Origin of the sequence: Allobosea sp. CRIB-10, from assembly GCF_900112185.1 — a bacterium.
Classification (GTDB): Bacteria; Pseudomonadota; Alphaproteobacteria; order Rhizobiales; family Beijerinckiaceae; genus Allobosea.
In genome coordinates this window covers 15381-29095 of the sequence record NZ_FOKP01000028.1, presented here as the reverse complement: position 1 = coordinate 29095, position 13715 = coordinate 15381, and the positions used below count along the sequence as shown (strand labels likewise).

Below are 13715 nucleotides of genomic sequence, written 5' to 3'. Positions count from 1 at the left end.
AAAGGCGCGCCGGCCGGACTCCGCAGCAAGGAGGCGCTGGCTGGCGCGAAGCTCATTCGCCCGTGGCGATTCGGACGGCGACCCTGCCCATATAACCCGCCAGGGCATCGCCCATGAACGGCAAAAACAGCAGCATGGCGGCGAAGACCGCGATGATCTTCGGGACGTAGACCAGGGTCTGCTCCTGGATCTGCGTCAGCGCCTGGATCAGCGAGACGACGAGGCCGACGACGAGCGCGATCAGCATCAGCGGCGCGCCGGCCTTGAGGAAGACGACGATGCCGTCGCGGGCGACGTCGAGGATGGCTGCGGAGGTCATCGGGTTCTGATCCAGCAGGAGGTCGGTGGGATGGCGGCCGTCATACCGGCATCCGCATGATTTCCTCATAGGCGGCGATGACCCGGTCGCGAACCGCGACCAGCGTCTCGATCGCCGCTTCGCTCTCGGCGACGGCAGTGACCACGTCGACGACGTCGGAGCGGCCGGCGGCGACCTTGCCGACCTGAGTATCGGCCTGACGGGCGCTCTGCGCGGTCGATTCCAGCGCCTTGCTGACGAGCGAGGAGAAATCGGGCAGGCCGGCGCCGGCGCCGTCGAGGCCGCCGACCGAGGCCGGCTTCTTCAGCAGGGCGCTCGTGCCCATCCCCTGCATCGAGGCATAGGCGCCGGCGGCGAAACTCGAGGTTGTCATGGGTCTGGCTCCGCTTCAGCCGTGAGAGGTCAGGCGCGCAGAATGTCGATGGTGCGCTGGATCATCCGGCGCGTGGACGAGATGACGTTGAGGTTGGCCTCGTAGCTGCGCTGGGCCTCGCGCATATCCATCGTCTCGATCAGCGAATTGACGTTGGGCATCTTGACCTGGCCGCTGGCGTCGGCAGCCGGGTGGCCCGGATCGTATTTCGTCTTGAAGTCGCTCCGGTCGCGGCTGACGCGGCCGAGCTCGACGACTTTCGCGTCGAGCTCGCGGTCGAGCTTGCCCTGGAAGGTCACGATCTTGCGCCGATAGGGATCGACGCCGGCGCGTTCCGGCGAGGAATCGGCGTTGGCGAGGTTCTCGGCGATGACGCGCATGCGCCCGGCCTGGCCCTTCAGGCCGGAGGCGGCGACGGCGAGGCTCTTGAGCAGATCCATGATGCGGCTCCTTACCGGCCTTTGCCGATCGCGATCTTCATCAGCCCGAGGCTCTTGCTGTAGAGCGAGGCGGCGAGCTGGTAGTCCGACTGGTTCTGCGCGACCTTCATCATCTCGTCCTCGAGATTGACGCTGTTGCTGCTCGGCGTCGTTTCGAAGCGCTTGGGATCGCGCGAATCGAAGCCGCCTTGCTGGCCGGAAAGGCCGAGATGCATCGGCGAGGTCTGTGCCAGCGTCATGCCGCCACCGGCCGGTGAGGGGGCACGCAGATCGTGCGGCTTGAAGCGCGGCGTATCGGCATTGGAGACGTTCTCGGCGAGCAGCTTCTGGCGCGCCTGATGCCAGTGCATCCGCGTCTTCAGCGCTCCCATAAGGCCAAGGCCGTTGTTCGCCATGCCGCAATCTCCCGTCGGCTCCTGCCGAAGTGGGAAATTATTGCCGGGTGCATGGTTAATATCGGGTTAATTCACAGGGATCTGCAGGATGGTGTTAACCATCCGCTAACCATGTTTCTCGAACTGGCGGGGCTTATGGTATAGCCAACTCCGTCTATCCGCCTGATCGCCCTTACAAAGAGCGGTCGGCGGCTGTCGCGTCGCTTCATGAGGCAGACCTTGCAGACTCTGTTTGGCTTCGAACTTTCCTCCGGCCTGCGTTGGATCATCGCCTTCGCAGTGGTGCTGCTCCTGGTCGCGCTGCTCGGCTTCTTCCTGCGGCGGATGAGCGGCGGCCGGCTGAAGTTCAAAGGGCAGGGCGGAGGACGCACCCGCCAGCCGCGCCTCGGCGTGGTCGACGTCTACGACCTCGACCGGCAGCGCCAGCTGATCCTGGTGCGGCGCGACAATGTCGAGCATCTCGTCATGATCGGCGGCGCCTCTGACGTCGTGGTCGAGACAAACATCGTGCGCAGCGGCGGGCGCGTCGCTGCGCCCCTGCCGAGCGAGGCCCTGGGGGAACGTCCGCTGGCGCTCGAGCCGGAGCCGCGCCCACAGACTTTCGAGGAGCCGCGCCCGCTGCCGCCCTCGCCGGTGCCGGCCCCGGCCGTGCCGGTCGAGCCCGTGCCGCCGCCGCGGCCGCTCACGCCGCCGGCCCCGCCGCCGCGCGCGGCCGTCCAGCCCCCGATCCCGCCCCAGCCGCCGCGCCCGGCTCCAGCTCCGCAGGCCCCGATCCCGCCGGCCGTCGCCGCGAGCACTGTCGGCATCGGCGCGACCCTGGCGCGCGATCCGGCTCCGGCGGCCAGCGCCAGCGAGCTCGGCGACATGGCCCGCCAGCTCGAGGAGGCGCTGAAGCGGCCGTTCTCGGCCGTGCGGCCCGGCTCGGCCGGCTCGCGCACCGAGCCGGACGTGCCTCGGGCTCCGCAGCCCGTCACGCCGCCGCCGGCTCCAGCCGTGCCGCCTGCTCCGCCTGCCGCCGCCAAGCCGCCGGCTCCGACACCGACGCCAGCGCGTCCCGCTCTCGACATGGAGGCCGAGCTCGAAATGGCGCTGGGCCTGAAGCCGGCGCCGGCTCGGCCAGCCGCTTCCGAGGCGCCTCTGGTCGCGCCGCCGGTCTTCGCCCCGCCGAAGCCGCCCGTATCCGCACCGGCGAAGGCCGAGGAGAAGAAGCCCGAGCCGGCGAAGGAGCAGGCCCCGCCAGCTCCGGAACCGAGCAAGTCCGCCAAGTTCGCGCCGGTCTTCGACGACGTGCTCGACGAGGTCGAGACGGCCGCCAAGGCCGAAGCGCTGGCCAAGAACGAGCCTAGGCCGGGCGAGCCCAAGCCGAGCGAGCAAAAGCCGAGCGAGCCAAAGCCTGCCGAGGCAAAGCCCCAGGACGCCAAGCCGGCTGACGTCAAGCCCGCCGAGTCGAAGCCTGCGGACACCAAGCCTGCCGAGGCCAAGACTGCCGACGCAAAGCCGGCCGAAATCAAGCCGGACGAGCCGAAGCCGGCTCCCAAGCCGCCGGAGGACGACCCGTTCTCGGTCGATGCGATCGAGGCCGAATTCGCCCGCCTGCTCGGGCGCGATCCCAAGAAGGGCTGAACTTCGCTCTCCCGGCGTGAAGGCGCCGGGGGATAGCCGCCGAAAGCCTCTTCGCCCGCCCCCGAGCCTTGCTCTAGCGTTCCCGCGAGCCCGCGCCTTGATTCGGGCGGGGACGAGCGATGGGTAGGCTGAGACCGACCGGACGGAGATTGCGCGGGCTGGCGGGATTCGCCGCCGGGCTCGGCGTGGTCGGGATCGCCGCCGTCGCACAGGCGCAGACGCTCTCGCTCGATCTCGGCCAGGGCGGCGTCACCGAACGGGCGCTGCAGCTCATCGCGGCGATCACCGTGCTGTCGCTGGCGCCGTCGATCCTGATCATGGTGACCTCGTTCACCCGCATCGCGGTGGTGCTGTCGCTGCTGCGCTCGGCGATCGGCACCCAGACGGCGCCGCCCAATGCGGTCATCATCGGGCTTTCGCTGTTTCTGACCGGCTTCGTGATGGCGCCGACCCTGAAGGAGGCCTATCGCGTCGCCGGAGCGCCGTTGATCGCCGGGCAGATGCAGCCGCAGGAGGCGTTCGAGCGCGGCATCGTGCCGTTCCGCGAATTCATGCTGAAGCATGTGCGCGAGAAGGATCTGGCGCTGTTCATGGAGATGTCGCGCGAGCCGAGGCCGGAGCGGCCGGAGGACATCCAGATCCAGGTGCTGGTGCCGGCCTTCATGATCTCGGAGCTCCGGCGCGCCTTCGAGATCGGCTTCCTGCTGTTCGTGCCGTTCCTGATCATCGACCTGGTGGTCGCCTCGATCCTGATGTCGGTCGGCATGATGATGCTGCCGCCGGTGACGGTGGCGCTGCCGTTCAAGCTGATCTTCTTCGTGCTGGTCGACGGCTGGGGGCTGGTCGCCGGCTCGCTGGTGAAGAGCTACGGAAGTTGATGGACCAAGACTGATTCCAACCGCCAGCCCTTATCCTGAGGAGCGATCGATAGGATCGCGTCTCGAAGGATGCTCCAGCTGGCTCCGGAGCCTCCTGAAGCATCCTTCGAGACGCCGCCAACGCGGCTCCTCGGGATGAGGGCTGTGGGGGCCGGCTCAGCCCTGGCCCGGCTTTGCCCCGGCATTGGCGGCGTCGGTCTCGGCCGGCTTGCGCCGCTCACGCACGGCGCTGGAATAGGCTGGGTAGCGCTTGCGGTATTCCTTGAGGAAATCGGTCATCGTGTCTGAGCCGGCGGCAGCGCGGGCGGCCTCGCGAATGTCGGCGGCGCTGGCGCGGCTCGCGCCGGTGACGAAGCCGAACAGCCGGGCATCGGCGCCCTGCGCCATCTTGGCGGCGAACTTGGTTCGCAGCCGGTCGAGCGAGAGCGCCTCGTCCGACATGACATAACCGATCGCGGCGCGCATCACATCGGCGCGCTCGCCGTCGCTGAGCGGCGCCTGGCCGCGCCAGCTCTCGCCGAGGATGCGTTCCAGCGCCTCGCCGGCCTCGCGCCAGCGCCGGCCGCTCCAGAGGATGTCGGCGTTGAGACGGTCGACCTCCGGGCCGCTCTCGCCCTCCAGCAGGTCGAGCCCCTGATCGGTGCGCGACAGGTCGGACAGCGCCTTGGCCTCCAAGAGCAGGCGGGCGCGCTTGACGTCGGCCGGCAGCTCGGCGAGCCGGGTCGAGACGAGCGCCTGCAGCGCCTCCGCCGGCTTGCCGTTCATCAGCCGGATCATGGCGAGCCGCGTCGCGACGGTGGAGCGCGCAGCGCCGGTCAGACGCCGGTCCATCTGGTATTGCAGAATCTCGCTGGCCTGATCGAGCAGGTCGAGCTCGACCAGCCGGTCGGCAAGCAGGCGGGTGATCTCGTCGCCACGCCGGCCGATCGGCAGGAATTCCTTGAAATCGTAGAACAGCGCCAAGGCGTCGAGCCGCGGCAGCTTGTCGAGGTCCGGATCGCTGAACAGCGCCTCGAAGCGTTGGGCGGTCTCGTCGTGCAGCAGGCGTGTCGCCGGGTTCTCCGGGAAGACCTCATTGGCCCGCCGCGCCGTCTGGAAGGCATCGCGCCAGCGCTGCTGCTCGACATAAAGTCGGCCGAGCTCGGCCAGGGCCTCGATCTCGATCTCGCCGCCCCGCCAGATCGCCGAGACGGTCTCGAGCCGGGCGATGGCCTCGTCGGCCGAGAAGTCCGCGCGCTTCTCGGCGCGTGCGAGCTTGACCGCGCGCAATTGCGCCTCGGCAGCCACCGGCCGGGTCTTCGCCTCGAACAAGGGCTTGTAGCCGTTGATCGCTGCTTCCGGCCGGCCGCCGACATCGTCGAGCCGGGCGCGCAGCAGCGCCAGTTCCTCGGGATTGACCAGCTCTTCAGGCATCTCGGCGAGCCGCGCGATCTGCTTTTCCGCCACGCTCGTCTCGCCGGTGGCGAGCGCCGCGCGCACCATCGCCGGGCGGAACTCGGCCTGGAGATCCGCGGGATAGCGATCGAGGATGCTCTCGGCCCGGCGGAAGCCGGCGAGGGCCTGGGCGTTCCGGCCGAGCCGCTGCTCGGAGAGAGCGCGCCAGAGGCCGGTCTCGGCCTCGTCGCGGATCGGGGCGGCGTCGAAGGCCTTCAGCGCCTCGGCACTGTGCTGCATGCGGGTGGCGATCAGGCCGCGCAGGAAGAGCGCGTCGCGGTTGCCGCGCATCGCGGGGTCGTCGGCGAGCAGCGCGTTCAGCGGCCCGGCCGCTTCCGGCATCATGCCGTTGGCGGCGAGGAAGCGGGCCAGCGCCAGCCGGGCTTCGGATTTGCGGCCACGCGAGGCGCCGGTGACCTCGCGCAGCAGGGCCGCGGCGCGGTCGCGGATCTCGTTGGTATGCAAAGCGGACCAGGTTTCGCTGTCGAGCAGCGGACGGGCGGCCGCGACTGTGTCCTTCTTCTCGGTGTCGTCCGACTTCTCGGCGTCGAGGCTGACGATCAGGCCGTTCTGGCGGCCGATCCGGACCGCATCGGCGTCGGCGCGCACGGCCAGATCATCCGCCACGGCGCTGACGACGACACCATGGGCGCTCTGCGGCAGGCCGAACTCGACGAAGCGATAGGGCTTGGAGACGGCGCGCGTCGGCCCCAGCGCGGTCGCGACGGCAAGGTTCCGGCCGCCTTCGGCGTTATCGAGCCAATGCACGCCGGTCAGGCCCGACACCGGAACGGTGACGATGGTCTGGCCGCGCTCGTCGGCCTCGCGGCGGGGCGTGAGCGCGCCGGCCGGCTTGCCAGCCTTGTCGCCGAAACTCAGCGACCATTTCGGGCCGTCATCGGAGAGCCGCACGATCTGCTGGCGGCGGGTATTCAGCCTGACGAGCGTGACCTTGGCCTCGCGGGTGACGGTGGCGCCCTCGACCAGCGCCGGCAGCACGCCTTTGAGCTTGTCCGGGTCGAGCGTGTCGCGCGTGTCGAAGACGAGTGTGACCCGGCCCGGTTCGGTGAAGGCGGCGGCGCCGGTCGGGCGCGAGAAGCGGAAATCGATGCGCCCGCCATCGCCGTCGGCGGCGGAGGCGATCTCGACATCCCGGGGCGGCGCGTCGGCGGCGACCGTGGCAACCGGCCTGGGCAGCGTCTGCGGTGCCTCGGCTTTCGGGGCAGGGGACGGGGATGCGGCGACGGGCTTCTGCTCGGGCGCCTTGGCCTCCGCCGGCTTCGGCTCGGCGGGCGCGGCCGCCTGCAGATCGGCGAGCGAGAGCGGGGCGGCGGCACCGGAATGCGCGAGGTCGACGGTCCATCCACCCTCGTCACGGAAGCTGCGGAGCTGGCGCTCCTTCGGCACGGTGAATACGAGCTGGGTCGCATCGCTCCGGATCGTCGCCTGCTCCAGCGTGAAATCGGCCGGCAGCAGGCTGCGGATCTGCGACGGCGTCACTGCCAGCGCCTGGTCGAAGCTCAACGTCAGCTTGCCGTCGTCCAGGCTGGGGGTGAGCAGGGCCTCGGGCGGCGTCGAGAACATCAGCCGGTCGAGCGTTGGCAGGCGGGCCGCACGGAAGCCGAGCGGCTTGGGGGCTGGCGCCGGCACCCGGGCGATCTCGCGGGCGCGCGCTTCGGCGAGGCGCAGGCGCTGGGTCAGCTCGGCAAGGACTTCGGGCGGCAGGCCGGGCAATTGGCCGGTCCAGTTCTCCGGCAGAAGGTCGACGAAAGCCTTGTCGCCCGCTTCGAGCAGATTGGCGCGATAGGGCCGGGCGAGCGCGAGGCGCAGGCCGCGACCATCGGGATCGATCCTGATCACCGAGACATAGTTCGGCAATTCGGCCACGAGGCGGCTCGGATCGAGCTGCACCGGCTGGCTGAAGCCGATCACGACGACGCCGTTGGCAACCCGCACCCTTGTCGTCACCGGCTCGTCGAAGGTAAAGGCGAGGCGGCCGAAGCCGGCGCGCATGGCCTCGCCGCGCAAGGTCGCGGTGGCGGCCGTTGCCGGCGCAGCAAACCCGGCAGCAAGGCTAAGCGCCGCCAGGCCGATGCCGAAGCTCAGAGACCGCAGGATACGCACGACCGCTACTCAACTCGACGCGTTTGGCCAGAGCGGCGACAGGCTGCTCCAACCCGTGTGGACGCTAGCCCGTCAAGGATAACGGCGGGTTAAGAAGAGCTCTCTGCGCTACGCGTGGCCGGTGGCGTATTTCCTGGCGCTGCGGGCGAGGTGGCGCGACAGCGCCCGCGCCGCCGGGGATAGGCTTCGCCCCTTGCGGACGCAGATCTTGAGACAGGCCTTGCGCAGGTTGCGGCCCTGGAGCGGAACGGCGACCAGGCGCCCTTCGGTGACGTCTCGCCGCGTGGCGCAGCGGGTCAGGACGCTGACGCCGAGCCCGGCCCGCGCGAAGGAGCGCAGCGTCTCGATCGAGTTCGCGACCAGAGCCGGCTTGAGCTCGATGCCGGTGGTCGCGACCATGTCGTCGACGAGCCGGCGCAGGCCGAAGGTGCGATCGGGCAGGGCAAGGCGCATTTCGCCGATCTCCGTGATCCGGACCGACTGCCGCACAGCGACGGCATCGCCCGGATGCGCGGCGACGACCAGCGCGTCGGCGATCTCGGCGAGCGAGAGCACGCTGCGGTGCAGGATCGGGTTGAAGGCCACGATCACATCGGCCTCGTCGTCGAGCAGGCGCTGCACGAGCTGGTCGGAGCTCGCCACCATGATGTCGAAGCTCACCGAAGGGTGGGCGGCGGAGAATTCTGCGAGCGCGGGATAGACGAAATCGTCCATCGCGCCCTCGACCGTCCAGGCGCGGACATGCCCGCGCTTCATGCCCTGGAGCTCGTCGATGGCGGAGCGCGCGCTCTGGACGCTGTCGAGGATGGTGCGCGCCGTCTCCAGCACGGCCGCTCCCGCCGTGGTCAACCGCATGCCGCGTGCCCGGCGCTCGAACAGGGCAGTGCCGTACTCCTCCTCGAGGCCGGCGATCTGGCGGCTGATGGCGGACGGCGCGACGCGCAGCGCATCGGCCGCCTCGCGGACCGAGCCGTGATCGGCGACGAGGGCGAAATAACGGTAGCGGGTCAGCGACATGGCAGGGGATCGCGGCCGGGGCGAGGGTTTCGAAGAGTAGGTGAGTGTTGCCGGATCGGCAACGAACTCTCCGCGAATCCGTGCTGGCTGAGCGCCCGGCCCGCCCTCTACGACTAGGAAAACCAGCGAGAAAGCGATCCGATGTACTCCACCCGAACCAGTCAGGACGGCAGCTACAGGTTCATTCCGGCCGTCTACCAGTACTCCGGCGGGGTCGCGGCCGAGCCGGGCTTCCGGATCGAGCGCGCGCAATTGGCGGTTGCGGTCGCGCTGGATCGCGGCCTTCAACTGATCGAAGCGCATCTGAAGCAAGCGGGCAGGCCGTTGACTGCGCTCTGCGCCTGCGAGCTACGCTCGCCCGAGCCCTTCTCGGAAGGCGGGTTCGATGCCTTCAACCGGCTCTATGCCTCCCGGCTCGACCAATGGGGCGTGTTGCAGGGAGAGGTGAACCCGGTCGCCCGCACCAATATCTGCCCTGAGATCGGCAAGCCGGACGCCGTGTCGCTGCATGCCTTCAGCTATACCGTTCCCGATAACGGCGCCCGGGCGAGCTTCGTGGTGGCGGGCAGCGGCGAGGCGCCCGAAGGCGGGCGAGCTATGCGCAGGGTACGATTCGGCCTGGCGATGCCAGCGCCCAGGGCGTGCGTGCCAAGGCGCAATGGGTGATGGGCGAGATGGAGCGTCGGCTCTCCGGGCTCGGCTATGGCTGGCGGGATGCCACGGTCGCGAACGTCTACACGGTGCGCGACATCCACCCGCTCCTGGCGGATGTTCTCCTGCCGATCACCAGCCTCGGCCGCGCCGTGACCTGGCACTTCTCCCGGCCGCCGGTGGCGGTGCTCGACTACGAGATGGATGTGCGCGGCCTGCCGCGGGAGATCGTGATCGAGGCGTCCGCCTGAGCGCGACCAGCGATGTGATGCGTTGCCGGAAATCGAACGGTCAAGTGGAGTTGGTCCCGATGTTGCTCGATCGACGTGCGCTTCTCCTGGCAGGATTGATTCTGCCGACGCTGGCCAAAGCGCAATCCAGCTGGAAGCCGGAGCGGCCGGTGCGGCTGATCCTGCCGTTCACGCCAGGCACTTCGATGGATCCGGTGGCGCGGCTGGCGCAGGAGAGCCTCAAGGAGACGCTTGGCCAGAGCGTCGTGGTCGAGAACATCGCCGGCGCCGCCACGGTCATCGCCGGGGCCGAGACGCTGAAGGCGCCGCCTGACGGGCACACCATGCTGATGATCGCCAACAGCTTCGCGGCGAACATCACCCTGCGGACGCGGACCGCAGACTGGCAGCGCGCCTTCGTACCGGTGGTGCAGGCGACGGTGGTGCCGCATGTCCTCGTGGCTGCGCCGGCGCTGAAGGCTGACTGGACCGGGCTCGCCAAGCGCCTGCGCGAGAACAATGGCGCGTTGACCTACGGATCGCCGGGCATCGGAACCTCGCCGCATCTCGGCGCCGAGCATTTCCTGCGGCTCGTCGGCGGCAAGGCCGTGCATGCGCCCTATAACGGGACGTCGCAGCTCTTCGTCGACCTCTATGCCGGCCGGATCGATTTCGCCCTCAGCAACCTGCCTGATGTCGTCCAGTCGATCGAGGAGGGTAAGCTCACCGCACTCGCAGTGACAGCCGAGCAGCGGGTGAAGGAGTTGCCCACCATCCCGACCTTCGCGGAACTCGGCTTGCCCGACCTTCTCTCCGACAGCTGGTTCGGCATCATGGTGCGGCGCGACACACCCGCGGCTGCCCGGGATGCGCTGGAGCGGGCCTGGCTCACCGCCCTGGCACGGCAGGATGTGCGCGAGCGCCTGCAAGCCTTGAGCTTCACGGTGCTGGCGCGGCCGGGCGCCGAGTTCGAGAAGGTGATCGACCGCTATGTCGCGACCTATGCGACGATCATCAAGGAGAACGGCATCGCCGTTCAGCAATAGGGCAGCCGCGGATTTCTCTAGCCCTCATCCTGGGGAGCGCTCCTCAGGATGAGGGCTTGCAGGGCATAGGCGATTGTCTGGGATCAGCGCTTCGGTGTGGGCTCGATCGCCGGCAGTTCGGTCCCGGCGGGCGTCGGCGCCGGGGCGCGCTCGGCGGCGACGGCAGGGCGGCCGCGCAGCGAGAGCGCGACGGTGAGACGCTCGGCCGCCTCGGGCGACATGGCGGCGAGCACGTCCGACATCTTGCGCGGGCTCATCTGCTGGACGACGGGAACCAGGATGTCGAGCGCCAGCCGGTCGAAGACGCGGGCGGCGTCCTTCGGCTTCATCGTCTCGTACATGATCACCAGGTTCTTGACCGCCTGATTGGCGTCCGCCTCCTGCTTGCGCGGGGCATCGACCTTCTCTTCGAGCGCCTTCAGGTCGTCGACCCGGCCGCCGAGCTTTTTCTCAGCCGAATCGAGCAGCTTCTCGCGCATGTCGAGCTCGCGCATGCGCGCCTCGATCTCCTCGCGGCGCTGCCCGAGACGCTCCAGCAGGGCTTTCTCAGCCGGCGAGACGGGCTGGGCGGTACCGTTCATCAAGCCGGCCTTGTTGTTGGGGGCGGCGTCGCGCTTGGCCTGCTCTTCGGGCGGTAGCTTCGGCTTCGGCGGATCGATTGTCCCGGTGGTCTCCGGGTCCCAGAAGGCGTCGGGCTGATGAGCCTTGGCGATGATCTTGGCGAGGCCCCAGGCCTCTTTCTGCTCCGCTGCTGGTTTCGCCGCGAAGACCGGCGCATAGGCGGGCACCTTGCCCGGAGTAGGCTCCGCCGACCAGGAGAGCAGCTTCAGCGCCAGGAGACCCATGGCGCCGAGGATGACTGCCGGAATGAGGCGGGGCGTCTGGATCACGCAGCCTGGCCTTCGAGCCTGCGGGCGGCGCGGGCGCGGATCGCGGCGGCGGCATCGGCGGCGCTCGCCATGCGCGAGAGCGCGGGCTTCTCCGGCGCGGGCTCGGCCTTGGGCGCGACCATGCTGGCGGCGCTGACGATCTGGCCAATGCGCTCCATCACGACCTGGCCGGCCTCGATCTGCTGGGCGAGATCGGCGGCATAGCGCTCGGCGGTCTGGAGGCGTTCGGCGAGGGTGCGGTCGCAATCGCCGAGCGTCAGCTTGAGGCCGGCGATGGCGCGCTCGGCCGTATCGGTCGCGGAGATCAGGGCGCCGATGGTCTGGCGCATCGCGCTCTCGTCGGCCTTCAGCCGCTCGATGCGCTTGGACAGCACGAAGCAAGTGATGATGGTGGCGACCAGCAGGCAGGCGACCAGCGCGTCGGCGATCAGGGTGATGGTCATGGGGCAGGTCTCCCTGGTCAGGACGCCGGGTTGAGATGACTGGTGTCGAAGGCGGCCATGGTCGTCTTCGAGCGCCGCAGCGGGCTGACGACCTGGACGGCGATCTTGTCGTCGACGCGGCCGATCCGGCCCTCGCTGACGATGAACTCGCCGCAGCGCAGCGAGGCGACCGAGTCCGGGCGGGCGTCGAACATCAGCGTGTCGCCGATCTCGAGCTTCATCACCCGCTTCAGCGGCATGGTGCATTCGTGCAGCACGCATTTCACGGCGACGTCCGCCTGCCAGACTTCGGTGGCGAGGTGGTTCTCCCAGATCGGATCGCGCCCGAGCTTCTCACCCATGAAGCTTTCGAGGAGCAGTTCACGGATCGGCTCGATGGTGGCGTAGGGCAGGAGCAGATGGAGCGAGCCGCCGCGGCCTTCCATGTCGAAGCGCAGTTCGACGCGGATCGCGGCATTGGCCGGTCGCGAGATCGAGACGAAGCGCGGATTGGACTCGATCCGGTCGATCCTGAAATTGACCGGCGAGAGCGGCCGGAACGCCGCTTCGGCATCGCCCAGGACGACGCCGATCACGCGGCGCAGCAGGCTCATCTCGATCGAGGTGAAGGGCCGACCGTCGACGCGCGCCGCCGCCTGGCCGCGCTTGCCGCCGAGCATGGTGTCGAGCACCGAATAGGTGAGGGCGGACTCGATGGTGACGAGCCCGAAATTGTCCCATTCCTCGGCCTTGAACACCGCCAGCATCGCCGGCAGCGAGATCGAGTTGATGTAGTCGCCGAAGCGCACCGAGCGGATGCCTTCCAGCGTGACCTCGACATTGTCGCTGAACAGGTTGCGCAGGCTGGTGGAGAGCAGGCGGACCAGGCGCTCGAAGATGATTTCGAGCATCGGCAGGCGTTCATAGGTGACCGAGCCGGAATCGACGATCGCCTGGATGCCGTTGCGGCCGCCCTTGCCGTCATCTCCGATGGAGAAGCCGAGCATGGTATCGATCTCTTCCTGATTCATCAGGCGATCGATATTGGCTTCGGTCTCGCCGCTCTCGTCCGAGACGACGTCGGACATGGTGGCCCATTCCGCTGCCATGCCCTCCGGCGTCAGCGGGGTCTTGTCCTTGTCTTCGAGATCGTCGTTGGCCATGGCGGTCTGCTTTGCGCGATCGGGCTGCCGCTATTGCAGCAGCAATTCCTTGAAGAGGACGGCGTCGACCTTGGCCGGGTAGACGGTGACGTTGACCCGGCGCAGCAGCTCTTCCTTCAGCCGGTACATGCCGGCCGAGCCATCGAGGTCGGAAGGACGCAGTTCGCGCATGAAGACCTGGAAGGCGTCCTCGACGCGGGGCAGCAGCGGCTTGACCTGGTCGGCGGTCTTGGGGTCGGCGATCTCGAGCGCGACCTTGATCTTGAGAAGCGGCTGGCGGTCCTGCTGCGGGCCGGCGGTGATGCCGATCATCATGTCCTTCATCTCGACGAAGGTGATCAGCTTCTTGGCGGCTGCGGCGGCCTGCTCGGCGCTCACCGCATCGGCCGGCTTCGTCTTCATGAAGAAGAACCAGCCTCCGCCGCCGAGCACGGCGACGAGCCCGAGGGCGGCGCCGATGATGACGAGCTTCTTCTTGCCGGGCTTCGGCGCCGCTTCGGCGCCCTCGGCGGCTTCCTCGTCCTTGTTCGCCTTCTTCGCCATCTGGCCAACCTGCCTAGAACGGGCGCCGCCCCGGCCCGTCTCTCTGTCGTTAACCCTTGCCCAATTACGGTTAACGGCTCGTTAAGGAGGGCAATTTTTGCCGGGTCGTTTCTGCCGCGCAGGCGGGTTCGATCCAGCGATGGTGAAGGCGGTCTTCCGATCTATAT

General features: G+C 68.7%; 15 protein-coding genes. 5 read left to right on the top strand and 10 right to left on the bottom strand.

The genetic code is table 11. From position 1 onward, the window contains the following. Positions 1-52: 52 nt before the first annotated feature. From fliQ to flgB, 4 genes are read right to left on the bottom strand one after another with little or no spacing between them, the layout of a single operon-like run. Entirely contained in the window at positions 53-319 is a 267-nt protein-coding gene (gene fliQ, locus BMZ69_RS25995) for a flagellar biosynthesis protein FliQ (protein ID WP_092162364.1), read from the bottom strand. Between the two features lie 40 nt (positions 320-359). Beyond that, positions 360-692, bottom strand: a complete 333-nt coding sequence (locus BMZ69_RS25990) for a flagellar hook-basal body complex protein FliE (protein ID WP_092162363.1) — start codon at positions 690-692, stop codon at positions 360-362. Between the two features lie 29 nt (positions 693-721). Then, on the bottom strand, positions 722-1132 hold the full coding sequence (gene flgC / locus BMZ69_RS25985; RefSeq protein ID WP_092162362.1) for a flagellar basal body rod protein FlgC: 411 nt from the start codon (positions 1130-1132) through the stop codon (positions 722-724). A gap of 11 nt (positions 1133-1143) precedes the next feature. Further along, positions 1144-1527: a flagellar basal body rod protein FlgB gene (flgB, locus tag BMZ69_RS25980; protein ID WP_092162361.1), complete on the bottom strand. Its 384-nt coding sequence runs from the start codon at positions 1525-1527 to the stop codon at positions 1144-1146. A gap of 219 nt (positions 1528-1746) precedes the next feature. On the opposite strand from flgB, the gene BMZ69_RS25975 reads away from it, so the two are divergent. Then, complete coding sequence (locus tag BMZ69_RS25975) at positions 1747-3150, top strand: flagellar biosynthetic protein FliO (RefSeq protein WP_175506981.1); 1404 nt, start codon at positions 1747-1749, stop codon at positions 3148-3150. Between the two features lie 119 nt (positions 3151-3269). Then, positions 3270-4028 (top strand): flagellar type III secretion system pore protein FliP, encoded by a 759-nt coding sequence (fliP, locus tag BMZ69_RS25970; RefSeq protein ID WP_092162345.1) that lies wholly within the window; start codon positions 3270-3272, stop codon positions 4026-4028. Between the two features lie 156 nt (positions 4029-4184). Here fliP and BMZ69_RS25965 read toward each other — a convergent pair whose 3' ends face one another. Then, positions 4185-7586 (bottom strand): hypothetical protein, encoded by a 3402-nt coding sequence (locus BMZ69_RS25965; RefSeq protein WP_092162343.1) that lies wholly within the window; start codon positions 7584-7586, stop codon positions 4185-4187. 108 nt (positions 7587-7694) lie between these two features. Further along, on the bottom strand, positions 7695-8603 hold the full coding sequence (locus BMZ69_RS25960; protein WP_092162341.1) for a LysR family transcriptional regulator: 909 nt from the start codon (positions 8601-8603) through the stop codon (positions 7695-7697). 141 nt (positions 8604-8744) lie between these two features. Here BMZ69_RS25960 and BMZ69_RS25955 point away from each other — a divergent pair, with 141 nt between their 5' ends. The 3 genes from BMZ69_RS25955 to BMZ69_RS25950 are packed head-to-tail and all read left to right on the top strand — an operon-like array spanning position 8745 to position 10530. Further along, the gene (locus BMZ69_RS25955) at positions 8745-9269 is read left to right on the top strand and encodes a 2-amino-5-chloromuconate deaminase CnbZ (RefSeq protein WP_244543547.1); all 525 of its coding nucleotides are present in this window, start codon (positions 8745-8747) and stop codon (positions 9267-9269) included. After that, on the top strand, positions 9245-9505 hold the full coding sequence (locus BMZ69_RS32200; protein ID WP_244543546.1) for a hypothetical protein: 261 nt from the start codon (positions 9245-9247) through the stop codon (positions 9503-9505). Before BMZ69_RS25955 ends, BMZ69_RS32200 begins: the two co-directional genes overlap by 25 nt. Positions 9506-9564: 59 nt before the next feature. After that, positions 9565-10530: a Bug family tripartite tricarboxylate transporter substrate binding protein gene (locus BMZ69_RS25950; RefSeq protein WP_175506980.1), complete on the top strand. Its 966-nt coding sequence runs from the start codon at positions 9565-9567 to the stop codon at positions 10528-10530. An 83-nt stretch (positions 10531-10613) separates the two neighbouring features. On the opposite strand, the gene BMZ69_RS25945 is transcribed toward BMZ69_RS25950, so the two are convergent. Genes BMZ69_RS25945 through fliL form a run of 4 tightly spaced genes read right to left on the bottom strand, consistent with a single transcriptional unit; the run spans position 10614 to position 13548 of the window. Next, positions 10614-11420, bottom strand: a complete 807-nt coding sequence (locus BMZ69_RS25945) for a MotE family protein (protein WP_244543545.1) — start codon at positions 11418-11420, stop codon at positions 10614-10616. After that, positions 11417-11863, bottom strand: coding sequence for a DUF6468 domain-containing protein (locus BMZ69_RS25940; RefSeq protein ID WP_092162337.1), 447 nt, complete (start codon positions 11861-11863; stop codon positions 11417-11419). Before BMZ69_RS25940 ends, BMZ69_RS25945 begins: the two co-directional genes overlap by 4 nt. Before the next feature lie 17 nt (positions 11864-11880). Beyond that, entirely contained in the window at positions 11881-13005 is a 1125-nt protein-coding gene (gene fliM / locus BMZ69_RS25935) for a flagellar motor switch protein FliM (RefSeq protein WP_092162335.1), read from the bottom strand. Between the two features lie 30 nt (positions 13006-13035). Continuing rightward, entirely contained in the window at positions 13036-13548 is a 513-nt protein-coding gene (gene fliL / locus BMZ69_RS25930) for a flagellar basal body-associated protein FliL (protein WP_092162333.1), read from the bottom strand. Between the last annotated feature and the right edge of the window lie 167 nt (positions 13549-13715).